Below are 22443 nucleotides of genomic sequence, written 5' to 3'. Positions count from 1 at the left end.
GCGATCCCGACCGGGGATGCCCCACAAAAGGGGTATCCCCGGTTGGTCGTTCCAAGGGAAGTACTCCCGCCGGTAAGGTGGCCTGCGCTGCCCTCTTTCCCGAGTGCGTCGCATGAGGCACTCTGAGCGGCGGTCCACCGTTACTCACGTAGCCGTCCACTTATCAGTCGTCAGTCGAACCTCAAGACCGTCACCCTTGACGCAGTAGCGCGGGGGTCGCAGGAGGCACCGTGCTCACCGCGTTCGCCCGGGCGTTCAAGACGCCCGACCTGCGCAAGAAGCTGCTCTTCACGCTCGGCATCATCGTGGTGTACCGACTCGGTACCCACATCCCCATTCCAGGCGTCGACTACAAGAACGTCCAGGAGTGCGTGGACCAGGCGTCCGGCAACCAGGGTCTCTTCGGCCTGGTCAACATGTTCAGCGGTGGCGCCCTGCTGCAGATCACGGTCTTCGCGCTCGGCATCATGCCGTACATCACGGCGAGCATCATTCTGCAGCTGCTGACCGTGGTCATCCCGCGCCTGGAAGCCCTCAAGAAGGAGGGCCAGGCGGGTACCGCGAAGATCACGCAGTACACCCGCTACCTGACCATCGCGCTCGCCATCCTCCAGGGCACCGGCCTCGTCGCCACCGCCCGCAGTGGCACCCTGTTCTCGGGCTGCACCGTCGCCGGCCAGATCGTGCCCGACCAGTCGATCTTCACCACCATCGTCATGGTCATCTGCATGACCGCCGGTACGGCCGTCGTCATGTGGCTCGGCGAGCTGGTCACCGACCGCGGCATCGGCAACGGCATGTCGATCCTGATGTTCATCTCGATCGCAGCGACCTTCCCCTCCGCCCTGTGGGCCATCAAGAAGCAGGGCGACCTGGCGGGCGGCTGGATCGAGTTCGGCACCGTCATCGCCGTCGGCCTCGTCATGGTCGGCCTGGTGGTCTTCGTGGAGCAGGCCCAGCGCCGCATCCCGGTCCAGTACGCGAAGCGCATGATCGGCCGCCGCTCCTACGGCGGCACCTCGACGTACATCCCGCTCAAGGTGAACCAGGCGGGCGTCATCCCCGTCATCTTCGCCTCGTCGCTGCTCTACATCCCGGCCCTGATCGTCCAGTTCTCGAACTCGCAGGCGGGCTGGGCGACCTGGATCACGAAGAACCTCGCGGACACGGCAGCGACGCCGCACATCATTCTGTACTTCTTCCTGATCGTCTTCTTCGCCTTCTTCTACGTGGCCATCTCGTTCAACCCCGAGGAAGTCGCGGACAACATGAAGAAGTATGGTGGCTTCATCCCGGGCATCCGGGCTGGCCGACCGACCGCTGAGTATCTGAGCTACGTACTCAACCGGATCACCTGGCCGGGTTCGCTGTACTTGGGTCTGATCGCTCTCGTCCCGACAATGGCGTTGGCTGGTTTCGGGGCAAACCAGAACTTCCCGTTCGGCGGCACCAGCATCCTGATCATCGTGGGTGTCGGTCTCGAGACGGTGAAGCAGATCGAGAGCCAGCTCCAGCAGCGCAATTACGAAGGGTTCCTCCGCTGATGCGAATCGTCCTCGTCGGGCCGCCGGGCGCCGGAAAGGGAACGCAGGCCACCCGCCTTGCCGAGACGCTGCACATTCCGCACATCTCCACGGGCGACCTGTTCCGCGCGAACATCAGCCAGCAGACCGAACTGGGCAAGCTCGCGAAGTCCTACATGGACGCCGGCAACCTCGTACCCGACGAGGTCACCATCGCCATGGCGAAGGACCGGATGGAGCAGCCCGACGCCGAGGGCGGCTTCCTCCTGGACGGCTTCCCGCGCAACGTCTCCCAGGCCGAGGCGCTGGACGAGCTGCTCGAGACCGAGGACATGAAGCTCGACGCGGTGCTGGACCTGGAGGCCCCGGAGGACGAGGTCGTCAAGCGGATCGCCGGCCGGCGCGTCTGCCGCAACGACTCGGCCCACGTCTTCCACGTGACGTACACCCCGCCGAAGAAGGAAGGCGTCTGCGACGTCTGCGGCGGCGAGTTGTACCAGCGGGACGACGACTCCGAGGAGACGGTCCGCAAGCGGCTGGAGGTCTACCACACGCAGACCGAGCCGATCATCGACTACTACAAGGCGCAGGGCCTGGTCGCCACCATCGCGGCCACCGGCGCCGTGAACGAGGTCACGCGCCGTGCGCTGGAGGCGCTCAAGCGCGACCAGTAGTGCATCGCCCGGCTGCAGCCGCGGTCCCTCGCTCGGGGGGCCGCGGCTGTGCTGTGGGCGGGGCGGCCCCGCCCCGTATTGTTGAGAGAGTCCTCGTCCCGTCCCCACCGGTCCAGTCCAGAAAGGCCGCAGCCCCCATGGTGCAGATCAAGAACCCCGAGCAGATCGCCAAGATGCGCGAGGCGGGGCTGGTCGTCGCCGCCATCCACGCGGCCACCCGTGAGGCCGCCGTGCCCGGCGCGACGACGAGGGACCTGGACCAGGTCGCCCGCAAGGTCCTCGCGGAGCACGACGCGAAGCCGAACTTCCTCGGCTACGGCGGCTTCCCGGCCACCATCTGCACGTCCGTGAACGAGGTGGTCGTCCACGGCATCCCGTCCGACGAGGTGGTCCTCAAGGACGGCGACGTCATCTCCATCGACTGCGGCGCCATCATCGACGGCTGGCACGGCGACGCCGCCTACACGGCCTTCGTGGGCTCCGGCCACTCCCCGGAGCTGGTCGAGCTGTCCCGGGTGACCGAGGAGTCGATGTGGGCGGGGATCGCGGCCATGAAGCAGGGCAACCGCCTGGTGGACGTCTCCCGGGCCATCGAGACCTACATCCGCCGCCAGCCCAAGCCCGGCGGCGGCAAGTACGGCATCGTCGAGGACTACGGCGGCCACGGCATCGGCACCGAGATGCACATGGACCCGCACCTGCTGAACTACGTCGAGCGCAAGCGCGGCAAGGGACCCAAGCTCGTCCCCGGTTTCTGCCTGGCCATCGAGCCGATGGTGTCCCTCGGCACCCCGCGCACGGAGGTCCTCGAGGACGAGTGGACGGTCGTCACGACCGACGGCACCTGGTCCTCCCACTGGGAGCACTCGGTGGCCCTGACGGAGCAGGGCCCGCTGGTCCTGACGGCGCCCGACGGGGGCCGGGCGAAGCTGGCGGAGCTGGGCATCACGGCGGCTCCCGATCCGCTCGCGTGAGGGATCGGTACCGAGGCCGGGGCCTTTGCATAACGATCTCGCATCCGGGGCAGACTCCCCCGTTTCGCCTTTCCGGGGGTGCTGACGTAGACTGACTCGTCGGCTCCCGTGCATCCGCATGTCTTGAGGATTGCAGGGTGAGTCGATCAAGGTAGTCGATTCGAAGGGCGAAGCGTGGCCAAGAAGCAAGGTGCCATCGAGATCGAGGGCACTGTCGTCGAGTCTCTTCCGAACGCCATGTTCAAGGTCGAGCTCCAGAACGGCCACCAGGTCCTGGCACACATCAGCGGCAAGATGCGCATGCACTACATCCGCATCCTCCCTGACGACCGGGTCGTGGTGGAGCTGTCTCCGTACGACCTGACGCGTGGCCGGATCGTCTACCGGTACAAGTAGATCTTGCCCACGCCCCGTGTGCGCTGCACGCGGGTCCGACGGCAACTGACCCGGAGAACCTCACACCCATGAAGGTCAAGCCGAGCGTCAAGAAGATCTGCGACAAGTGCAGGGTGATCCGCCGTCACGGTCGGGTCATGGTCATCTGCGACAACCCGCGCCACAAGCAGCGCCAGGGCTGACGCCTGACCGTTCCCTCCGCGATTCGCAGGACTTCGCGCGACGCGAGCTGAACATGTTCATACGCAGGACCCGGACGAGTGATCGTCCGACACCCCCGGTTCGGAGGCTGGGGACCCGAGTCGTACCAAGTCTTCGGCTGTCTCTCCTGAGCAGCGTGAAGGCGCCGGCGGCCGGGATCCGGTTCTGTGGAAGACCTCCGACAACCAACTGGAGCCATTGAATGGCACGCGTTTCCGGTGTTGACATCCCGCGCGAAAAGCGCGTGGAGATCGCCCTCACCTACGTGTTCGGCATCGGCCGGACTCTCTCGCAGCAGACGCTCGCCGCCGTCGGCGTGGACCCGAACACCCGTGTTCGGGACCTCTCCGAGGAGCAGCTCGTCGCGATCCGCGAGTTCGTCGACAACAACATCAAGACCGAGGGTGACCTCCGTCGCGAGATCCAGGCCGACATCCGCCGCAAGGTCGAGATCGGTACCTACCAGGGTCTCCGCCACCGTCGTGGCCTGCCCGTCCGCGGTCAGCGCACCAGCACGAACGCCCGTACCCGCAAGGGCCCGCGTCGCGCCATCGCCGGCAAGAAGAAGCCGGGCAAGAAGTAGTCCGCAGCGGACTCGCCGTCCAGCGGTCTTCGCTGTAGGACCGACCACCTCCCGTAGGAGAACGACATGCCCCCCAAGGGACGTCAGGGCGCGACCAAGAAGGTGCGCCGCAAGGAAAAGAAGAACGTCGCTCACGGCCACGCGCACATCAAGAGCACGTTCAACAACACGATCGTGTCCATCACGGACCCGACCGGCAATGTGATCTCCTGGGCCTCCGCCGGCCACGTCGGCTTCAAGGGCTCCCGGAAGTCCACGCCGTTCGCCGCGCAGATGGCCGCCGAGTCGGCTGCCCGTCGCGCGCAGGAGCACGGCATGCGCAAGGTCGACGTCTTCGTCAAGGGCCCGGGTTCCGGTCGTGAGACCGCCATCCGCTCCCTGCAGGCGACCGGCCTCGAGGTCGGCTCCATCCAGGACGTCACGCCGACCCCGCACAATGGCTGCCGCCCCCCGAAGCGCCGTCGCGTCTGATCTCGCTTCACCGCTTCACGAGGGTTTTCCGGGCGGTACGGCTCTTTCGGGTCGTACCGCCCGTACCCTTGCAGTACAAGTCGGGCGTCAAATAGCGGGCGCCCCTGACTGAAGGATCACCACATGCTGATCGCTCAGCGTCCCTCGTTGACCGAAGAGGTCGTCGACGAGTTCCGCTCCCGGTTCGTCATCGAGCCGCTGGAGCCGGGCTTCGGCTACACCCTCGGCAACTCCCTCCGCCGGACCCTCCTGTCCTCGATCCCGGGTGCGGCGGTCACGTCGATCCGTATCGACGGTGTCCTGCACGAGTTCACCACCGTGCCGGGCGTCAAGGAGGACGTCACCGACCTGATCCTCAACATCAAGCAGCTGGTCGTCTCCTCGGAGCACGACGAGCCCGTCGTGATGTACCTGCGCAAGCAGGGCCCGGGTCTGGTCACCGCCGCCGACATCGCGCCCCCGGCCGGTGTCGAGGTGCACAACCCCGACCTCGTCCTCGCCACGCTCAACGGCAAGGGCAAGCTGGAGATGGAGCTGACCGTCGAGCGCGGTCGCGGCTACGTCTCCGCCGTGCAGAACAAGCAGGTCGGTCAGGAGATCGGGCGCATCCCGGTCGACTCGATCTACTCGCCGGTCCTCAAGGTCACGTACAAGGTCGAGGCCACGCGTGTCGAGCAGCGCACCGACTTCGACAAGCTGATCGTCGACGTCGAGACCAAGCAGGCGATGCGTCCCCGTGACGCCATGGCCTCCGCGGGCAAGACCCTGGTCGAGCTGTTCGGTCTCGCCCGCGAGCTGAACATCGACGCCGAGGGCATCGACATGGGCCCGTCCCCGACGGACGCCGCCCTCGCCGCCGACCTGGCGCTGCCGATCGAGGAGCTGGAGCTCACCGTTCGGTCGTACAACTGCCTCAAGCGCGAGGGCATCCACTCCGTGGGTGAGCTCGTCGCCCGCTCGGAGGCGGACCTGCTCGACATCCGCAACTTCGGTGCGAAGTCGATCGACGAGGTCAAGGCGAAGCTCGCGGGCATGGGGCTGGCGCTGAAGGACTCGCCTCCCGGATTCGACCCGACCGCCGCCGCGGACGCCTTCGGCGCCGACGACGACGCGGACGCCGGGTTCGTGGAGACCGAGCAGTACTGAGAGCCCGGTTCGGCGGTTCGATTGCGACTGCCGGCCGGCTGCGGCTGGTCGCGCAGTTCTCCGAGCCCCTTCGGGGCGCGGATCCTCCGGGGCGTCTGCGAAGACGCCCCGGATCTCCGACAGGCGGCCGCCTGCTCGGATACTGACCTCGGTACCTGATACGGCCGGGGCAGACACCTAGGAGAAACATCATGCCGAAGCCCACCAAGGGTGCCCGTCTGGGCGGCAGTGCCGCGCACGAGAAGCTGCTCATCGCGAACCTCGCGAAGTCGCTGTTCGAGCACGGCCGCATCACCACCACCGAGGCGAAGGCGCGCAAGCTGCGTCCGTACGCCGAGCGTCTGGTCACCAAGGCGAAGAAGGGCGACCTTCACAACCGCCGTCAGGTGCTCCAGGTGATCTCGGACAAGAGCGTCGTCCACACGCTCTTCACCGAGATCGGCCCGCGCTACGAGAACCGTCCCGGTGGTTACACCCGGATCACCAAGATCGGTAACCGCCGTGGCGACAACGCGCCCATGGCCGTCATCGAGCTGGTCGAGGCGCTGACCGTGGCCCAGGAGGCCACCGGTGAGGCCGAGGCCGCGACGAAGCGTGCCGCCAAGGACGCGGAGGGCTCCGCCGAGGTGTCCGAGACCAAGGTCGACACGACCAAGGCCGACGACGAGGCTCCGGCCGAGGAGTCGAAGGACGCGTAAGCGTTCCGGCCGCGGGTCCGTCCTTTTCAAGGGCGGGCCCGCTTTCGTTTCGGCTGAGAGGATCTCTGGGTGAGTGACGAAGTGGAGCCCGGGTTCGTGCGGGTGCGGCTGGACCTCTCCTACGACGGGAGCGAGTTCTCCGGCTGGGCCAAGCAGGCCGGTGGGCGGCGCACCGTGCAGGGGGAGATCGAGGACGCGCTGCGGACCGTGACCCGGTCGCACCGGACGTACGAGCTGACCGTGGCGGGGCGCACCGACGCCGGGGTGCACGCCCGGGGGCAGGTCGCGCACGTCGATCTTGAGCGCGAGGTGTGGGCCGAGCACCACGGGAAGCTGCTCAAGCGGCTCGCCGGGCGGCTGCCCAGGGACGTGCGGGTCTGGGCGCTGCGTGAGGCGCCCAGCGGCTTCAACGCCCGCTTCTCGGCGGTCTGGCGGCGCTACGCCTACCGCGTGACCGACAACCCGGGCGGCGTCGATCCGCTGCTGCGCGGTCATGTGCTCTGGCACGACTGGCCGTTGGACGTGGACGCCATGAACGAGGCCGCCCGCGGACTGCTCGGGGAACACGACTTCGCCGCGTACTGCAAGAAGCGGGAGGGCGCCACCACCATCCGCACGCTGCAGGAGCTGAGCCTGGTGCGGGGCGCGGACGACGGGATCGTCACCGCCACCGTGCGGGCCGACGCCTTCTGCCACAACATGGTGCGCTCGCTGATCGGGGCGCTGCTGTTTGTCGGCGACGGCCACCGTCCGCCGGACTGGCCGGCGAAGGTGCTGGCGGCGGGCGTACGGGACTCCGCCGTGCACGTCGTACGGCCGCACGGGCTGACCCTGGAGGAGGTCGGCTACCCGGCCGACGAACTGCTGGCGGCCCGCAGCAGGGAGGCGCGCAACAAGCGGTCGCTGCCGGGGGCCGGCTGCTGCTGAGCGCGCCGGCCCGCGCGGGCGCCGGGGCGGTGGGGCTCAGCCCTCCGCCGCCGCCGAAGCCTGGGCCTGGCCGCGCCGGCGGATCTGCTGGAAGGCGAACTCGGCCAGGTCGTCACCGGCCCGGAACACCTCGGTGGACTTCTCGGTGACGTCCTTGCCGCCCGTGAAGCCGGCGACGGTGAAGTAGGCGTAGCGGCCGTAGGAGTTGGTGGTGGAGCGGCAGACGGCGCCGGTGCAGAAGGACTTGACGCCGCCGCCGGACAGGGAGCGCACGATGCTCTTCTCGTCGGCGTCCTTCTTCGCCTTCGCGGCCTGCGCCTCCTCGTCGAAGACGGCGACGCCGACCGTCACGGCGGTGTCGCCCTGGGTGTAGGTGACGCGGATCAGGCGCGTGCACTTGTTGGTGTCGAGCACCTTGGGGAGGGTGCCCTGGACGGCGGAGCCGCACGTGCGGGTGTCGGCCGTCGGGCCCTTCTTGTACACCGTCTCGCCCATGGTCAGCTGCGTGCCGGGGAAGAGCAGGTCGGGGCTGAGCGGGGCCTTGTCCTTCTTGGCGCTGGAGACGAAGTCCTTCGGGTCCAGCGGCGGCGGCGCGCTGGTCGGGGCGAAGGAGGGATCGGTCGCCGACGCGCTGGGTATGTCCGCCGCCGAGGGGAGCTGCGAGGCGGGGCCGTCGGAGGCCTGGTCGGAGCCGCCCGCGGAGACGACGGCCACGGCCACGGCGCCGGCTATCGCCACGGTGGCCAGCGCGCCGCCGCCGATGAACAGCAGCCGGCGCCGCCTGGCGCGGGCCTCGGAGGCGTCGGCGAGGGCCGCCCAGTCCGGGGTGCTGCCGCTGTCACCACTGTTCCAGGGCTGCTGCTGCGGTTGCGGCTGCTGCTGCGGCTGCTGCGATTGCGGTTTCCAGGGATCCCACTGCGACTGAGGTCCCCCCTGCCCAAAGCTCATGGGGCGCATCTTAGACGGGCCGGGTGGCGTGCTGGTGCCGGTGTTCAGGGGGCGCAGGGCCTAGCGTTCCGGGCATGCGGACGGGCAAAAGCGACATGTCGGGGTGGTTGGTGCGACCGGCGGGCGGGCACCTGTGGGCGGTGCTCGGGGTGGTCCTCGCGGCCTGCGCCGGCCACGCGGCGCGGGTGGCTCCGGGCGGTGGGATGGACAACGCGATCGTCGTGCGGGCCGCCTGCACCTGGCTGGACGGCGGCTCCCCGTACGACGACCCGCACTTCCTCTACCTGCCGAGCGCGGTCCTGGCCGCCGTGCCGCAGGCGCTGCTGCCCGCCGGGGTGCTGCGGGTCCTGGTTCCGTGCGCGGTGACGGCCCTCCTGGCCCTGGCCTGGGCCTGCGCGCTGCGCCTGCACCGGGTGCCGCTCGGCAGCCGGCTCGCGGTGCTCGGGCTGACCGGTCTCACGCTGGGCTTCGCGCCGTTCGGGCACCTGGTGCGGCTCGGCAACTGGACGGTGACGGCGGCGGTGGCGCTCCCGCTCTGCCTGCTGCTGGCGAGCCGGGGGAGGTGGACGGCGGCGGGCGCGGTGATCGGTGCGGCCGTGGCGCTCAAGCCGCTGCTCGCGCCGGTCGTCCTGCTCTTCGTCTTCGCCGGACGGTGGCGGGCGCTGGCGGCGGCGGTCCTGGTGCCCGCGCTGGCCTCCGGGGCCGCGGCGCTCGCGATGCCCGACCCGGCCGGCTTCTTCACCCGCACCCTGCCCTTCCTGCTCCACGGCGACGACGGCTTCGTACGGCTCTACGAGGCGTCCCCGGCCGCCGTGCTGCCCAGGCTCGGGGTGCCGCAGCCGCTCGCGCAGGGGCTCGCGGCGGCGGGGGCCTGCGCCGGGGTGCTCTGCGCGTACCGGCGCTGGCGCCGCGCGGACCCCGGGCCGCTGCGGCTCGCGGAGACCGGCGCTGGCCTGATGCTCGCGGCGTTCCTCGTCTCCCGGCCGTCCTACGACCACTACCTCCTGGTCGCCCTGCCGCTGCTGCTCGCCGGGCTGCCGTACGCCGGTTCCGTGGCCCGCGGGGTGTGGTTCTGGATCGCCCTGGTGCCCCAGGTGCCGGGGACGGGCTGGCCCTGGCTGGAGTCGGAGCGGCGGCGGGCGTTCCGGGACGCGTTCACCCTGTGTGTGCTCGCGGTGACGGTCGCCCGGCAGGCCCGGTCGGGTGCGGCGGACTCCGGCGGCGCAGTGGTGCCGCCGGAGCGGGCGCCGGAGCCCGAGCGGGCCCCCGCGGCCCCGTTTTGACCGGGCCGCCGGGGCCCGGGTATTCTGCACAGCTGTATGTGTATTGGCTTGCTCATTCTCACGTGAGGGGCCCTTACACCGGTCCACCGGGACCGATGACCAGCGACTCGCACGCGGTATGCGTCACCGCAGTGCGGTCAGGGCTGTCGTGATCGTCTTCGGTGACCATGTCAGGACCACTCACTGAAGAAGCGAAGGCTACGAACCGTGCGTACGTACAGCCCCAAGCCCGGCGATGTGACGCGCCAGTGGCACGTCATCGACGCCCAGGACGTCGTCCTGGGGCGTCTGGCCTCCACCACGGCCTCCATCCTGCGCGGCAAGCACAAGCCGATCTACGCGCCCCACGTCGACACCGGTGACTTCGTCATCATCATCAACGCCGACAAGGTGCACCTCTCCGGCAACAAGCGGACCCAGAAGATGGCGTACCGCCACTCCGGCTACCCGGGCGGTCTGCGCTCCGTGCGCTACGACGAGCTGCTCGACAAGAACCCGGAGAAGGCCATCGAGAAGGCCGTCAAGGGCATGCTCCCGAAGAACTCCCTGGGCCGTCAGATGCTCTCGAAGCTGAAGGTCTACAAGGGTGACCAGCACCCGCACGGCGCGCAGCAGCCGCAGCCGTTCGAGATCACCCAGGTCGCGCAGTAATTCCGGCCACCCCCTAAGACTGAAGAGAATCTGAGGAGCATCGTGGCCGAGACCACTGCCGAGCAGCCGCTCGAAGAGATCGACATCGACAGCTACACCACCGAGTCCGAGGTGCCCGTCGAGGGCGAGTACACCTCGGAGTCCATGGCCTCCGCGTTCGGCGAGCCCCAGCCGGCCGCCGGCCTGGGCCGTCGCAAGAACGCCATCGCCCGTGTCCGGATCGTTCCGGGCACCGGCAAGTGGAAGGTCAACGGGCGCACGCTCGAGGACTACTTCCCGAACAAGGTGCACCAGCAGGAAGTCAACGAGCCCTTCAAGGTGCTCGAGCTGGACAACCGCTACGACGTCATCGCCCGCATCTCGGGTGGCGGCGTCTCCGGTCAGGCCGGTGCGCTCCGTCTCGGTGTCGCCCGCGCGCTGAACGAGGCCGACGTGGACAACAACCGCGGCGCGCTCAAGAAGGCCGGTTACCTGACCCGTGACGACCGTGCGGTCGAGCGGAAGAAGGCCGGTCTGAAGAAGGCCCGCAAGGCTCCGCAGTACAGCAAGCGCTAAGTCGCACCCGCTGTACTCCGAACGCCCCGGCGGCACGCCACTGTGCTGCCGGGGCGTTCGTTTATCCCCGTCGTGGGGCGTATAACGGCACAAGACGTTCAGACGCTCAGAGGCTGAAATCTTGAGATGTCGAGATGTTCAGATGCCGAGACGTTCGAGTGTTGAGAAGCTCAAAGGCTTGTGTGATCGGATGGCCGGGCGGGTGGGTTACGACGCGAGGCCGTGACCTCGGGAGCCGACTGCGCGGGCCGCACCCGCGGCCGCTCCCGGAATTGACGTTTCCTCAGGAGGACAAGTGGGACGACTCTTCGGCACGGACGGCGTGCGCGGCGTCGCCAACGCGGATCTGACGGCCGAGCTGGCGCTCGGGCTCTCCGTCGCCGCGGCGCACGTACTGGCCGAGGCGGGCACCTTCGCCGGCCACCGGGCGACCGCGGTGGTCGGCCGCGACCCGCGCGCCTCCGGGGAGTTCCTGGAAGCCGCCGTGGTCGCGGGCCTGGCCAGCGCCGGCGTGGACGTGCTGCGCGTGGGCGTGCTGCCGACGCCCGCCGTGGCCCACCTCACCGGCGCGCTCGGCGCGGACCTCGGCGTGATGCTCTCCGCCAGCCACAACGCCATGCCCGACAACGGCATCAAGTTCTTCGCCCGCGGCGGTCACAAGCTCGCCGACGAGCTGGAGGACCGCATCGAGTCCGTCTACGCCGAGCACCGCACCGGCGCCCCCTGGGACCGCCCGACCGGCGCCGGCGTCGGCCGCGTCCGCGACTACGACCAGGGGCTCGACCAGTACGTCGCCCACCTCGTCGGCGTCCTTCCGAACCGCCTCGACGGTCTGAAGATCGTCCTCGACGAGGCGCACGGCGCGGCCTCCCGCGTCTCGCCGGAGGCGTTCGCCCGGGCCGGCGCCGAGCTGGTGACCATCGGAGCGGTGCCCGACGGCCTCAACATCAACGACGGCTGCGGCTCCACCCACCTCGACCTGCTCAAGGCCGCCGTCGTCGAGCACGGCGCCGACCTCGGCATCGCCCACGACGGCGACGCCGACCGGTGCCTGGCCGTGGACCACACCGGCGCGGAGGTCGACGGCGACCAGATCCTCGCCGTGCTGGCGCTGGCGATGCGGGAGCGCGAGGCGCTGCGCGAGGACACCGTCGTGGCGACCGTCATGTCCAACCTGGGCTTCAAGCTGGCCATGGAGCGCGAGGGCATCCGGTTCGTGCAGACGGCGGTCGGCGACCGGTACGTCCTGGAGGAGATGAAGGAGCACGGCCTCGCCCTCGGCGGCGAGCAGTCGGGACACGTCATCATCCTCGACCACGCCACCACCGGCGACGGCACGCTGACCGGCCTGATGCTGGCCGCGCGGGTCGCGCAGAGCGGCCGTACGCTGCGGGACCTCGCGTCGGTCATGGAGCGGCTGCCGCAGGTACTGATCAACGTGCCGGACGTGGACAAGTCGCGGGTGACGAGCTCTGCCGAGCTGGCGACCGCCGTGGCCGAGGCGGAGCGGGAGCTGGGCAGCACCGGGCGGGTGCTGCTGCGGTCCTCGGGGACCGAGCCGCTCGTGCGGGTCATGGTGGAGGCCGCGGACATCGAGCAGGCTCGGTCTGTCGCCGGGCGGCTGGCCGATGTCGTGAAGTCTGCGTTGGGGTAGTTCGGCGGGATCGGGTCGGGGCCGGGCCGGGCCGGGTCGGGGACGGGGGTTCTGTGCTTCGCGGGCTGCGGGTTCGTCGTGGCTGGTCGCGTCCGCGCGGCGGAGCCGCACATCAGCAGCGCCCCGCGCCCCTGGGTTGGTGCCCTCACCCGGAGTCGTCGGGTTTGGTCAGTCGGTTGCGCCGGGTCGACCAGAGTGCCTTCTGGGCCAGCAGCGTCAGGGTGCCGGCCAGGACGATGCCGGCCAGGTTGAGGAGGAGCTGTTCGGTGGAGCCCACCGTCTGCTTCGTGTCGCCGAGGCTCAGGGCCACGGCCGCGTTCGCGGCGGCCGGGACCGTGGTGACCGAGATGGCGACGCCCACCAGGGCACCGGACTTCGCCGAGGTCAGGGAGAGCGTGCCCGCGACGCCGGCCAGGACCGCCACCACGAAGGAGAAGGCGTCCGGCGCGTAGACGAAGCCGGTGTTGGGCCGCTCGCCCTCCAGCTTGGCCTCGCTGAAGAGGCCGAACGCCGCCATGATCCAGCTGAAGCCCACCGTCACCGCCATCGCCGCCGCGAACCCCACCAGCAGGGCCGTCAGGGAGCGCAGGGCGAGGCGCGGGGCGCGCTGGACGATCGCCGTGCAGATGCCGGCGAGGGGGCCGAACTCCGGGCCGACCGCCATCGCGCCCACGATCAGGATGGCGTTGTCGAGGACGACACCGCAGGCCGCGATCATCGTGGCCAGCGTGATGAAGGCGACGTAGGTGACGGAGAGGGTCGACTCCTCGTGCGTCGCCTCCTCCAGCTGCTCCCACAGCACCGCGTCGGCCGCCTCGCCGGGCGCGTCCCGTTCCGCCCGGTCGGCGCGCTCCGACAGGGACAGGGCGATGTTCTCGGCGGTGATGGCGCCGCAGCTCTCCAGGCCAAGCCCGCGCAGGCCGTTGATGAGTTCGTCGCCGGCCTCGCGGGCCACGTCGCACATGACGACGTCGCCCTCGGGGTCGCGGGCGGCGCCCGGCAGGACGACGAGGTGGGTGGTGCCGACCGTGCGGCCGATCAGGTGGACCACCTCGTCGGTGCGGTCGGCCGGGGCGATCACGCGCAGCTGCAGCATCCGGTATTTCTACCGCCGGGGGGCGGCTCGCGTCACAACTTCCGCAGGCTGAGGCGCTGCACCTTGTGGTCCGGGCCCTTGCGCAGCACCAGGGTGGCCCGGCCCCGGGTGGGGGCCACGTTCTCCACCAGGTTCACCTTGTTGATGGTGCGCCAGGTGGTGCGGGCGTAGTCGAGGGCCTCCTCCTCCGACACCTGGGTGTACTTGCGGAAGTACGAGGACGGGTTCTGGAAGGCGGTCGCACGCAGCTTGCGGAAGCGGCTGAGGTACCAGCGCTCGATGTCCTCGGTGCGCGCGTCGACGTACACGCTGAAGTCGAAGTAGTCGGCGAGGCCGACCCTGGTGCGGCCGTCCTTGCCGGGCAGGGCGGGCTGGAGGACGTTGAGGCCCTCGACGATCAGGATGTCGGGGCGGCGGACGACGAGCCGCTGGTCCGGGACGATGTCGTAGATGAGGTGGGAGTAGACGGGCGCGGTCACCTCCGCCTTGCCCGCCTTGATGTCGGCGACGAAGCGGGTCAGGGCCCGGCGGTCGTACGACTCGGGGAACCCCTTCCGCGACATCAGGCCGCGCGCCTCCAGCTCCCGCGTCGGCAGCAGGAAGCCGTCGGTCGTGACCAGCTCCACGCGCGGGTGCTCGGGCCAGCGGGAGAGCAGCGCCTGGAGCAGGCGGGCGACGGTGGACTTGCCGACCGCGACCGAGCCGGCGACCCCTATCACGAAGGGGGTGCCGGACTGGGAGCCCTGCGCGCCGAGGAAGGTGTTCAGGGCGCCGCGCAGGCCGTCGGTGGCGCCGACGTAGAGGTTGAGGAGCCGGGAGAGCGGGAGGTAGATGTCCCGCACCTCGTCGAGGTCGATGACGTCGCCGAGGCCGCGCAGCTTCTCGACCTCCTCGGCGGTCAGCGGCAGCGGCGTCTTGTCGCGCAGCGCGCTCCACTCGGGGCGGGTGAGGTCGACGTAGGGAGTCGCCTCCGGCCGTTGCCGGTGGGCGCTCCGGGGCATCGAGGGGACCGGAGAGATCACAGTCCATTGTTAACGGGATTTGAACGGGGCGGCAGGTGGGCTGCGTCACGCCCGCCGGAGCGGACCCCGGACCCCGGAACCGATCACGGGATGGTCACGTCCGTGTACCGGCCGACTGATTATCGATCACCTGTGTGATTTCTGTGCGTACGGTTTACAAGATCGCGCGGAGCCCGGACCCGGGCCCCGGCGCCGTACCGGAACCCCTGATGAAAGAGTGCCGACGTGAGTTCGACCGCTGTCCGCCGCACCGCCCTCGCGGCGTCCGCCGCCGCCCTGGCCCTGCTTGCCACCGCCTGCGGCGGTTCGTCCGACGACGACGCCAAGGCCGGTGACGACAAGCCGGGGGCGGGTCAGTCGGCGTCCACGGGTGAGTCCGGCCGGTCCGCTCCGGCGGGCAAGGCCCTCACCGCGGCCGAACTGGAGAAGGTCGCTCTCGCGCAGGCCGACGTCAAGGACGGCGAGGTCACCACCGAGATCCCGGCGGAGGACGACGTCGCGAAGGACCAGATATCGACGAGCGACGAGGCCTGCGTACCGCTCGTGCACGCCCAGGGCGCGGTGGCCCAGGGCGAACCGGCGGCGGACGTGAAGCGCTCCTGGACGGGCCAGACGGAGGCGCCCTCCGAGAGCAAGGGCCCGGACGGGCAGGACATGACCACGCTCGACGTGAACCAGGTCATGCTGAACGTCGCCTCCTACGAGGACGGCGGCGCCGAGCAGGCGCTGAAGACGCTGAACGCCGCCGCCGAGAAGTGCGCGGGCGGCTTCGACGCCACCGTGGGCGGCGACAAGATGCGGGTCGCCGAGGTCACCGAGTCGGCCGCTCCCCAGGGTGGCGACGAGGGGTTCGCCGCCACCGTCGGCGTGGCCACCGGCCAGGACGCCAACGGGCTCATGAAGCTCGTCGTGATCCGCAAGGGCGCCACCGTCGCCTCCTTCGGCGTCGTCAACCTCTCCTCCGTGATGACCGGCGAGGACTTCGACGTCCCCTCGGACGTCATCGACGCGCAGGTCGCCAAGCTCGGCTGACGGCGGGGCGCGCAGGATGTTCGTACCCTGGTGGTAATTTCCGATTTCGGGCAGGGAACGCCCGCTTCGTACCCGCTTCACGGTCGATCTTGCTCGTAGGCTGCCGCTTATGTGCGGAATCGTGGGATACGTAGGGTCTCAGTCGGCGCTCGATGTCGTGATGGCCGGACTGAAGCGGCTCGAATACCGGGGCTACGACTCGGCGGGCGTCGCCGTGCCGGCGGACGGCGGCCTCGCCACCGCCAAGCGCGCCGGGAAGCTGGTCAACCTCGACAAGGAACTGTCCGAACACCCGCTGCCGGCCGCCGCGACCGGCATCGGCCACACCCGGTGGGCCACGCACGGAGGGCCCACCGACGCCAACGCCCACCCCCACCTCGACAACGCGGGCCGGGTGGCCGTGGTCCACAACGGCATCATCGAGAACTTCGCGCCGCTGCGGGCCGAACTCGCCGAGCGCGGCCACGACCTGCCCTCCGAGACCGACACCGAGGTCGTCGCCCACCTGCTCGCCGAGGAGTTCTCGGGCTGCGCCGACCTCGCCCAGGCGATGCGGCTGGTGTGCCGGCGCCTGGAGGGCGCGTTCACGCTGGTCGCGGTGCACGCCGACGCGCCGGACGTGGTCGTGGGCGCGCGCCGCAACTCGCCGCTCGTGGTGGGCGTGGGGGAGGGGGAGTACTTCCTCGCCTCCGACGTGGCGGCCTTCATCGCCCACACCCGGGACGCCGTCGAGCTGGGCCAGGACCAGGTCGTCGAGCTGAGCAGGGACGGCGTGACGGTCACCGGCTTCGACGGCACCCCGGCCGACGTGCGCTCCTACCACGTCGACTGGGACGCCTCGGCCGCCGAGAAGGCCGGCTACGCCTCCTTCATGCTCAAGGAGATCGCCGAGCAGCCGAAGGCCGTCGCCGACACCCTGCTCGGCCGCGTCGACGGCTCCGGCACGCTGAGCCTGGACGAGGTGCGCATCCCGCCGGGGGTGCTCCGGGAGACGAACAAGGTCGTCGTCATCGCCTGCGGTACGGCGTACCACGCGGGACTGATCGCCAAGTACGCCATCGAGCACTGGACGCGGATCCCCTGCGAGGTGGAGCTGGCCAGCGAGTTCCGCTACCGCGACCCCATCCTCGACCAGCAGACCCTGGTCGTCGCGATCTCCCAGTCCGGCGAGACCATGGACACCCTCATGGCCCTGCGCCACGCCCGTGAACAGGGCGCCAGGGTCCTGGCCATCTGCAACACCAACGGCTCGACGATCCCCCGCGAGTCCGACGCGGTCCTCTACACCCATGCCGGACCTGAGGTCGCCGTCGCCTCCACCAAGGCCTTCCTCACCCAACTGGTGGCCTGCTACCTGGTCGCCCTGTACCTCGGCCAGGCGCGCGGCACGAAGTACGGCGACGAGATCCGCGACGTCGTCCGCGACCTGGCGGGCATCTCCGGCGCCGTCGAGCGGGTCCTCGGGACCATGGAGCCGGTACGGGAACTGGCCCGCTCCCTCGCCCACAAGGACACGGTGCTCTTCCTCGGCCGGCACGTCGGCCACCCCGTCGCCCTCGAAGGCGCCCTGAAGCTCAAGGAACTGGCGTACATGCACGCCGAGGGCTTCGCGGCGGGCGAGCTGAAGCACGGGCCGATCGCGCTGATCGAGGAGGACCTGCCGGTCGTGGTCGTGGCGCCGTCCCCGCGCGGCCGCTCCGTCCTGCACGGCAAGATCGTGTCCAACATCCAGGAGATCCGCGCCCGCGGCGCCCGCACCGTCGTCATCGCCGAGGAGGGCGACGAGGCGGTCGTCCCGTACGCCGACCACCTGATCCGCGTCCCGGCCACCCCGACCCTGCTCCAGCCCCTGGTGGCCACGGTGCCCCTGCAGGTCTTCGCCTGCGAACTGGCGACGGCCCGCGGCAACGAGGTCGATCAGCCGCGCAACCTGGCGAAGTCGGTGACGGTGGAGTGAGCGGGCTTCAGGGCGTCGAGGAAGGTGATGAAGGCGGCGGGCGGGAAGGTGAGCGTCGCCGTCGCCGGGGTCTTGGAATCGCGGACGAAGGCGTGCGTGGGGGACTGGGCTATCTCCACGCAGGAATTGCCGTCGCCGGGACCTGAGTAGGACGACTTCCGCCAGTTGCCGGGGGTGTCCATGCGTATCTCACCGCTCCTTCGTCAATCTGTGGATGAAGTCGCGCGACTGGTCCGGGTCGAGCGACGCATCCTCCACCTTACGGAAGAGCGTTCGAAAAGCGCTGAGTTGATCCTCGGAGTCGATGAACGCCGTGCCGTGCGGTGCGTCGCGCGCGACCGTGTCCAGTCTCGGCACGGTGCCTCCCGCGTACACCATGGCGCTGGCGGCACCGGCGAACCCCTCAAGGTCGAGGGGAATGACCCGAACCGTGATGTTGTCCGCGTCCGCCAGATGCAGAAGGTGGTCGAGTTGCGCTCGTGAGGCGGCTCGATCGCTGACCATGATGCGCAGAGCGGCCTCGTGGACGACGGCCTCGTACGGGGTTTCGCGGAGGCACTCCTTCCTGCGCATGCGGTGCTGAACACGCAGCTCCAGTTCCTTCGGCGGCAACTCGGGGACGCGGTAGGAGAACACGGCGCGCGCGTAGTCCTCGGTCTGGAGAGGGCCGGGGACGAACAGGAACCCCACCTCCCGCAAGAAGGTGGCGTGATGTTCCAGTTCGGCGAGGTCGAGGAACGGGGTGGGCAGCAGCCAGCGGTACTCCTCCCACCAGCCGCGCGTCCGGTCGGTCGCCAACCTGACCAAAGCGTCGATCAAGTCCTCGTCCGTGCACCTGTAGTGGCCGGCGAGGCGGCGCAGACGGGCCTCGCTCACTCCCGCCAGGGCGATCTCGATCTGGCTGATCTGCACGGAGCTGACCCCGAGCAGCTCCCCAGCCTCGCGGGCCTTCAGCCCGGCGGCGTCGCGCAGCCTGCGCAGTTCGGTGCCCAACCGCTTCTGGCGTTCTGTTGGTTCGCGCCTCAGGGGCATCGACGGCTCCTCTCAACGCGCCTCGTTCGGGGTCAGATTACGCGATCCGCTTGCCCCGTATTGAAATAAAGGTCTACCGTCGGTGACGCATCGCACACTCTGCGAGACATCGGGGTGCCGGAAGCGCACCGCCCCGTCGTGCCCTGACGGCCGCGGCACTGCCACCCGCCCCGCGCGCACTCAACCACTTACTGCCGACGAGGAGTTGCCGCATGCCCGAAAGCGACCCGTGGGAGTACTCCCTCTATATCCCGAACGACCTCCGCGCCGTCACCGTCAGCCGCCGCACCCTCCGGCTCATCCTCACGATGCACGGCCTGATCGGCATGGTCGACCTCGCGGAACTCCTCGCCACGGAGCTGGTCGCCAACGCCGTACGGCACACCAAGGGCCCGGCCGCACTGCGGGTCCGCTGGACCGGCAACGGCGTACTCCGTATCGGCGCGTGGGACGCGGACCCGTCGCCGCCCGAACCGCCGCGGCCGTTCGACCGGGGGCCGAACGCGGAGGAGGGACGGGGGCTGGCGCTGGTGCGGGCCTGCGCCGATGTGTGGGGGTGGCAGCCGCTGGTCCGGGAGGGAAACCGGGGCAAGTACGTCTGGTGCGAACTCGGCTCTGCGGGGCCGGCGGCGTGAACGTTTCGTCGCCGCTCGAAAGAGTGAACGCATCGCGATCACCCGACAATCCGGTCCTCCTTCAGAAATAGATTGCGCGCATGGTCACATCCACCCACGAGACCTCGCACCGGATCTTCCAGGATCATCCGGAGGTTCTCGCCCCGATCTTCGAGGCGTTGGGGCTGCCGCCGCCCGCCAAGGCGGACATCGTGCCGCTGACCCCAGACGCCACGGAGCTCAAGCCGCTGGAGCGCCGTGTGGACACGGTGCTGCGGGTCGAGCCGTCGGAAGGGGAGCCGCCCTTCCTCCTGGCCGTCGAGGCCCAGACCCGCAGGGCGCCGGACAAGGGCGTCAACTGGGCGTACTACGTCGCCTACCTGCGGGCGAAGTTCGAGCTGCCGGTGCTGCTCGTGGCCGTCTGCCGCAGCAGGAAAACGGCACGCTGGGCCGCAGGTCCCTTCGAGTGCAAGGTCGGGCCCTGGTCGAGCCAGATCACCCGGCCCTTCGTCCTCGGCCCGGACAGTGTTCCGGAGATCACCGACGAGACGCTGGTGGCGGAGCAGCCGGCGCTGGCGACGTTCTCGGCGATCGTGCACAGCGAGAGCCGCGGAATCGACGCCATACTGAGTCTGCTGGCCCACGGAATGCGGGCGTTCGACGTGGCCACGGCCAAGTACTGGTCGGAAATGCTGGAAGTGGGCCTGGCGAACACCCCGGCCCGAGACAGGTGGAGGGAGCTGGAGAAGGTGGTTATTTCTTACTTCCCGGGCCGTGGAACGGTCTTCGAGGAGGCGTATTACGACGGGGAGGCCGCGGGCATGGCTGCGGGCAAGGCCGACGGCGTCCTGCGTGTCCTGGAGGGGCGTGGTCTCGCCGTTTCCGACGACGCGCGCACCCGCGTCAGCGACTGCACGGACCTCGACCGCCTCGACTTCTGGCTCGACCGGGCCGGGACGGTCGAGCAGGTGGAGGAGTTGTTCGACGGAATGCCGGACGAGCCGCAGGAAGAGCAGGGCTCGTAGCGAGCCGCTCGTCGGCCGAGTACAGCGCACTCCGACATCGGGTGTGCGGAGGGAGTCGGAGAAGGTGGTTATTTCTTACTTCCCGGGTCGTGGGACGGTCTTCGAAGAGGCCTACTACGACGGGGAAGCCAACGGGAAGGCCGCAGGGCTGACCCAGGGAATGGCCCAGGGCCTGGCCGAGGGGCTCGCCGAAGGCATGGTCAAGGGCATGGCCAGGGGCATGGCCGCGAGCATCGTGCGCGTCCTTGAAGCGCGCGGGCTCACCGTCTCCCACGAGGTGCGGGCCCGGGTCGTCGGGTGCACCGATCTCGCTCGCCTCGACTTCTGGCTCGGCCGCGTGGGGACGGTCGAGCAGGCGGAAGGGCTGTTCGCGATGCGGCCGGGCGAGCCGCCGGAGAAGCCCGCGTTGGAGTGAGCGGGGGGACTTCGTCCCCACCCACCGTTGGTCACCGTCGGTCAGTCCCCCCGTACGTCCCGCCAAGCCGCCGGGATTGCCTTCGCCACGTCGTGTGCCCCCGCGGGTGCGCCCCGGGCCGCCAGGCGGCCCGCCAGGCCGTGGAGGTACGCCGCCGTGCTCCCGGCGTCCAGGGCCGACAGGCCCGTCGCCAGCAGGGAGCCCGCGAGACCGGAGAGGACGTCCCCGCTTCCGGCGGTGGCCAGCCAGGACGTGCCCGTGGCGTTGACGCGGACCGGGCCTCCGTCCGGGGACGCGACCACCGTCGTCGAGCCCTTCAGCAGCACCGCCGCCCCGTACCGCGCCGCCAGTTCGCGGGCCGAGGACAGGCGGGCGCCCTCGACCTCCTCCCGGCTCACCCCCAGCAGCGCCGCCGCCTCGCCCGCGTGCGGGGTCATCAGGGTCGGGGCCGTGCGCGAGCGGACCGCCTCCGGATCGGCCAGGCGGAGGCCGTCCGCGTCGATCAGTACGGGTACCTCGGCCGCCAGGACCTCCGCCACCGTCGACGCGTCGTCACCGGCGCCCGGCCCGACCACCCACGCCTGCACCCGCCCCGCCCGCTTCGGACCCTCGTCGGACACCAGCGTCTCCGGGAAGCGGGCGATCACCGCGTCCCCCGCCGGACCGACATACCGCACCGCCCCCGCACCGCCCCGCAGCGCACCCGCGACGGCGAGCACGGCCGCGCCCGGATAACGGGCCGAACCGGCGGCGACGCCGACGACCCCGCGCCGGTACTTGTCGCTCTCCGCCCCCGGCACCGGCAGCAGCAGCGCCACGTCCGCGTGCTGCAACGCCTCCGCCTCGGCCGCCTCGGCGGGCAGGGCCAGGCCGATGTCCACCAGCCGCACCGCACCCGCGTACTCCCGCGCCGGATCGATCAGCAGCCCCGGCTTGTGTGCGCCGAACGTCACCGTCAGGTCGGCCCGGACCACCGCGCCCCGCACCTCCCCGGTGTCCGCGTCGACCCCGCTCGGCAGGTCGACGGCGACCACGGCGGCCCGCGAGCGCGCGGCGGCGTCCGCCAGCGGCACCGCCGCCTCCCGCAGCCCGCCCTTGCCGCCGATACCGACGATGCCGTCGAGGACGAGGTCGGCCCGCGCGATGTCCGCCGGCGCCGACTCGCCGCTCATCGTCCGGCCGCCCGCGCGGCGCAGCGCCGCCAGGCCGCCGCCGTGCGCCCGGTCCGGGGCGAGCAGCACCGCCGTCACGCCCGCCCCGCGCCGGGCCAGCCGCGCCCCGGCGTACAGGGCGTCGCCGCCGTTGTCACCGCTGCCGACCAGCAGCACGACCCGGCTGCCGTAGACCCGCCCGGCGACCCTTCCCAGCACCTGGGCGCAGGCGGCGGCCAGTCCGGCGGCCGCCCGTTGCATCAGCGCCCCCTCCGGCAGCCGGGCCATCAGCTCCCGTTCGGCGTTCCTGACCGTCTCCACGCTGTACGCAGTCCGCATGCCGTCGAGTCTTCCCCGTACGCCCGGAACACGCACGGCCCGCCGGACCCCGGGTCCGGGGATGGGGGACAGTTGA

The 22443-nt window shown here is 70.3% G+C and carries 25 protein-coding genes; 19 read left to right on the top strand and 6 right to left on the bottom strand.

Translation table 11 applies throughout. The annotated features are described in order from the left end of the window. The first annotated feature begins 230 nt into the window (after positions 1 to 230). The 10 genes from secY (at position 231) to truA (ending at position 7593) form a co-directional block, all read left to right on the top strand. A complete protein-coding gene (gene secY / locus IG94_RS0125305) occupies positions 231 to 1544 on the top strand; it encodes a preprotein translocase subunit SecY (RefSeq protein WP_031041531.1) in 1314 nt (437 codons plus the stop codon). Continuing rightward, positions 1544 to 2197: an adenylate kinase gene (locus IG94_RS0125300; protein WP_031041528.1), complete on the top strand. Its 654-nt coding sequence runs from the start codon at positions 1544 to 1546 to the stop codon at positions 2195 to 2197. The genes secY and IG94_RS0125300 overlap by 1 nt, the downstream gene beginning before the upstream one ends. Before the next feature lie 137 nt (positions 2198 to 2334). Continuing rightward, entirely contained in the window at positions 2335 to 3171 is an 837-nt protein-coding gene (map, locus tag IG94_RS0125295; RefSeq protein WP_031041525.1) for a type I methionyl aminopeptidase, read from the top strand. A 174-nt stretch (positions 3172 to 3345) separates the two neighbouring features. Further along, positions 3346 to 3567, top strand: a complete 222-nt coding sequence (gene infA / locus IG94_RS0125290; protein WP_003948620.1) for a translation initiation factor IF-1 — start codon at positions 3346 to 3348, stop codon at positions 3565 to 3567. 68 nt (positions 3568 to 3635) lie between these two features. Further along, complete coding sequence (gene rpmJ, locus IG94_RS0125285) at positions 3636 to 3749, top strand: 50S ribosomal protein L36 (RefSeq protein WP_003974245.1); 114 nt, start codon at positions 3636 to 3638, stop codon at positions 3747 to 3749. 221 nt (positions 3750 to 3970) lie between these two features. Next, positions 3971 to 4351, top strand: coding sequence for a 30S ribosomal protein S13 (rpsM, locus tag IG94_RS0125280; protein WP_031041520.1), 381 nt, complete (start codon positions 3971 to 3973; stop codon positions 4349 to 4351). A 66-nt stretch (positions 4352 to 4417) separates the two neighbouring features. Then, positions 4418 to 4822 (top strand): 30S ribosomal protein S11, encoded by a 405-nt coding sequence (gene rpsK, locus IG94_RS0125275; RefSeq protein WP_007443997.1) that lies wholly within the window; start codon positions 4418 to 4420, stop codon positions 4820 to 4822. A gap of 123 nt (positions 4823 to 4945) precedes the next feature. Then, positions 4946 to 5968, top strand: coding sequence for a DNA-directed RNA polymerase subunit alpha (locus IG94_RS0125270; RefSeq protein ID WP_003966937.1), 1023 nt, complete (start codon positions 4946 to 4948; stop codon positions 5966 to 5968). Positions 5969 to 6159: 191 nt separating this feature from the next. Next, the gene (rplQ, locus tag IG94_RS0125265; protein ID WP_031041516.1) at positions 6160 to 6666 is read left to right on the top strand and encodes a 50S ribosomal protein L17; all 507 of its coding nucleotides are present in this window, start codon (positions 6160 to 6162) and stop codon (positions 6664 to 6666) included. A 69-nt stretch (positions 6667 to 6735) separates the two neighbouring features. After that, positions 6736 to 7593, top strand: a complete 858-nt coding sequence (truA, locus tag IG94_RS0125260; protein WP_031041513.1) for a tRNA pseudouridine(38-40) synthase TruA — start codon at positions 6736 to 6738, stop codon at positions 7591 to 7593. A gap of 36 nt (positions 7594 to 7629) precedes the next feature. Here the strand turns inward: truA and IG94_RS0125255 are convergent, their stop codons facing one another. Then, on the bottom strand, positions 7630 to 8541 hold the full coding sequence (locus tag IG94_RS0125255; protein WP_031041511.1) for a hypothetical protein: 912 nt from the start codon (positions 8539 to 8541) through the stop codon (positions 7630 to 7632). Positions 8542 to 8615: 74 nt separating this feature from the next. Between IG94_RS0125255 and IG94_RS0125250 the strand changes: the two genes are divergently transcribed. The 4 genes from IG94_RS0125250 to glmM all read left to right on the top strand — a co-directional run bounded on the left by IG94_RS0125250 (position 8616) and on the right by glmM (position 12684). After that, a complete protein-coding gene (locus IG94_RS0125250; protein ID WP_031041508.1) occupies positions 8616 to 9824 on the top strand; it encodes a glycosyltransferase 87 family protein in 1209 nt (402 codons plus the stop codon). 207 nt (positions 9825 to 10031) lie between these two features. Continuing rightward, complete coding sequence (gene rplM / locus IG94_RS0125245) at positions 10032 to 10475, top strand: 50S ribosomal protein L13 (RefSeq protein ID WP_031041507.1); 444 nt, start codon at positions 10032 to 10034, stop codon at positions 10473 to 10475. Between the two features lie 42 nt (positions 10476 to 10517). After that, a complete protein-coding gene (rpsI, locus tag IG94_RS0125240; protein ID WP_031041501.1) occupies positions 10518 to 11030 on the top strand; it encodes a 30S ribosomal protein S9 in 513 nt (170 codons plus the stop codon). A 295-nt stretch (positions 11031 to 11325) separates the two neighbouring features. After that, complete coding sequence (gene glmM / locus IG94_RS0125235) at positions 11326 to 12684, top strand: phosphoglucosamine mutase (protein WP_031041499.1); 1359 nt, start codon at positions 11326 to 11328, stop codon at positions 12682 to 12684. 145 nt (positions 12685 to 12829) lie between these two features. On the opposite strand, the gene IG94_RS0125230 is transcribed toward glmM, so the two are convergent. Then, the gene (locus IG94_RS0125230; protein WP_031041496.1) at positions 12830 to 13780 is read right to left on the bottom strand and encodes a DUF389 domain-containing protein; all 951 of its coding nucleotides are present in this window, start codon (positions 13778 to 13780) and stop codon (positions 12830 to 12832) included. 32 nt (positions 13781 to 13812) lie between these two features. Beyond that, entirely contained in the window at positions 13813 to 14781 is a 969-nt protein-coding gene (gene coaA / locus IG94_RS0125225; RefSeq protein ID WP_051159400.1) for a type I pantothenate kinase, read from the bottom strand. A gap of 246 nt (positions 14782 to 15027) precedes the next feature. Between coaA and IG94_RS0125220 the strand changes: the two genes are divergently transcribed. Continuing rightward, complete coding sequence (locus tag IG94_RS0125220) at positions 15028 to 15834, top strand: hypothetical protein (protein ID WP_031041490.1); 807 nt, start codon at positions 15028 to 15030, stop codon at positions 15832 to 15834. Between the two features lie 109 nt (positions 15835 to 15943). Further along, on the top strand, positions 15944 to 17791 hold the full coding sequence (gene glmS / locus IG94_RS0125215) for a glutamine--fructose-6-phosphate transaminase (isomerizing) (protein ID WP_031041487.1): 1848 nt from the start codon (positions 15944 to 15946) through the stop codon (positions 17789 to 17791). Here the strand turns inward: glmS and IG94_RS0125210 are convergent. Beyond that, positions 17752 to 17973 (bottom strand): DUF397 domain-containing protein, encoded by a 222-nt coding sequence (locus tag IG94_RS0125210; protein WP_031041485.1) that lies wholly within the window; start codon positions 17971 to 17973, stop codon positions 17752 to 17754. The genes glmS and IG94_RS0125210 overlap by 40 nt on opposite strands. Positions 17974 to 17980: 7 nt before the next feature. Beyond that, the gene (locus tag IG94_RS0125205) at positions 17981 to 18823 is read right to left on the bottom strand and encodes a helix-turn-helix domain-containing protein (RefSeq protein WP_031041483.1); all 843 of its coding nucleotides are present in this window, start codon (positions 18821 to 18823) and stop codon (positions 17981 to 17983) included. Positions 18824 to 19035: 212 nt separating this feature from the next. Here IG94_RS0125205 and IG94_RS0125200 point away from each other — a divergent pair, with 212 nt between their 5' ends. The 3 genes from IG94_RS0125200 to IG94_RS0125190 all read left to right on the top strand — a co-directional run bounded on the left by IG94_RS0125200 (position 19036) and on the right by IG94_RS0125190 (position 20877). Further along, positions 19036 to 19458, top strand: coding sequence for an ATP-binding protein (locus IG94_RS0125200; protein ID WP_031041481.1), 423 nt, complete (start codon positions 19036 to 19038; stop codon positions 19456 to 19458). Positions 19459 to 19538: 80 nt separating this feature from the next. Beyond that, entirely contained in the window at positions 19539 to 20462 is a 924-nt protein-coding gene (locus IG94_RS0125195) for an RpnC/YadD family protein (protein WP_031041476.1), read from the top strand. A gap of 64 nt (positions 20463 to 20526) precedes the next feature. Next, positions 20527 to 20877, top strand: coding sequence for a hypothetical protein (locus tag IG94_RS0125190; RefSeq protein WP_063763409.1), 351 nt, complete (start codon positions 20527 to 20529; stop codon positions 20875 to 20877). A gap of 41 nt (positions 20878 to 20918) precedes the next feature. On the opposite strand, the gene IG94_RS0125185 is transcribed toward IG94_RS0125190, so the two are convergent. Continuing rightward, the gene (locus IG94_RS0125185) at positions 20919 to 22367 is read right to left on the bottom strand and encodes an NAD(P)H-hydrate dehydratase (protein ID WP_031041469.1); all 1449 of its coding nucleotides are present in this window, start codon (positions 22365 to 22367) and stop codon (positions 20919 to 20921) included. Positions 22368 to 22443 lie beyond the last annotated feature (76 nt).

Origin of the sequence: Streptomyces olivaceus (assembly GCF_000721235.1) — a bacterium.
GTDB lineage: Bacteria > Actinomycetota > Actinomycetes > Streptomycetales > Streptomycetaceae > Streptomyces > Streptomyces olivaceus.
Note: the sequence above shows the minus strand (reverse complement) of the source record. Positions and strands in the feature narration are given on the sequence as shown.

Coding starts and splice junctions, on each gene's coding strand:
- IG94_RS0125300 (WP_031041528.1), top strand. CDS start 1,544: ATGCGAATCGTCCTCGTCGGGCCGCCGGGCGCCGGAAAGGGAACGCAG.
- map (WP_031041525.1), top strand. CDS start 2,335: ATGGTGCAGATCAAGAACCCCGAGCAGATCGCCAAGATGCGCGAGGCG.
- rpmJ (WP_003974245.1), top strand. CDS start 3,636: ATGAAGGTCAAGCCGAGCGTCAAGAAGATCTGCGACAAGTGCAGGGTG.
- rpsM (WP_031041520.1), top strand. CDS start 3,971: ATGGCACGCGTTTCCGGTGTTGACATCCCGCGCGAAAAGCGCGTGGAG.
- rpsK (WP_007443997.1), top strand. CDS start 4,418: ATGCCCCCCAAGGGACGTCAGGGCGCGACCAAGAAGGTGCGCCGCAAG.
- IG94_RS0125270 (WP_003966937.1), top strand. CDS start 4,946: ATGCTGATCGCTCAGCGTCCCTCGTTGACCGAAGAGGTCGTCGACGAG.
- rplQ (WP_031041516.1), top strand. CDS start 6,160: ATGCCGAAGCCCACCAAGGGTGCCCGTCTGGGCGGCAGTGCCGCGCAC.
- IG94_RS0125255 (WP_031041511.1), bottom strand. CDS start 8,541: ATGAGCTTTGGGCAGGGGGGACCTCAGTCGCAGTGGGATCCCTGGAAA.
- IG94_RS0125250 (WP_031041508.1), top strand. CDS start 8,616: ATGCGGACGGGCAAAAGCGACATGTCGGGGTGGTTGGTGCGACCGGCG.
- IG94_RS0125230 (WP_031041496.1), bottom strand. CDS start 13,780: ATGCTGCAGCTGCGCGTGATCGCCCCGGCCGACCGCACCGACGAGGTG.
- coaA (WP_051159400.1), bottom strand. CDS start 14,781: ATGCCCCGGAGCGCCCACCGGCAACGGCCGGAGGCGACTCCCTACGTC.
- glmS (WP_031041487.1), top strand. CDS start 15,944: ATGTGCGGAATCGTGGGATACGTAGGGTCTCAGTCGGCGCTCGATGTC.
- IG94_RS0125210 (WP_031041485.1), bottom strand. CDS start 17,973: ATGGACACCCCCGGCAACTGGCGGAAGTCGTCCTACTCAGGTCCCGGC.
- IG94_RS0125205 (WP_031041483.1), bottom strand. CDS start 18,823: ATGCCCCTGAGGCGCGAACCAACAGAACGCCAGAAGCGGTTGGGCACC.
- IG94_RS0125200 (WP_031041481.1), top strand. CDS start 19,036: ATGCCCGAAAGCGACCCGTGGGAGTACTCCCTCTATATCCCGAACGAC.
- IG94_RS0125195 (WP_031041476.1), top strand. CDS start 19,539: ATGGTCACATCCACCCACGAGACCTCGCACCGGATCTTCCAGGATCAT.
- IG94_RS0125185 (WP_031041469.1), bottom strand. CDS start 22,367: ATGCGGACTGCGTACAGCGTGGAGACGGTCAGGAACGCCGAACGGGAG.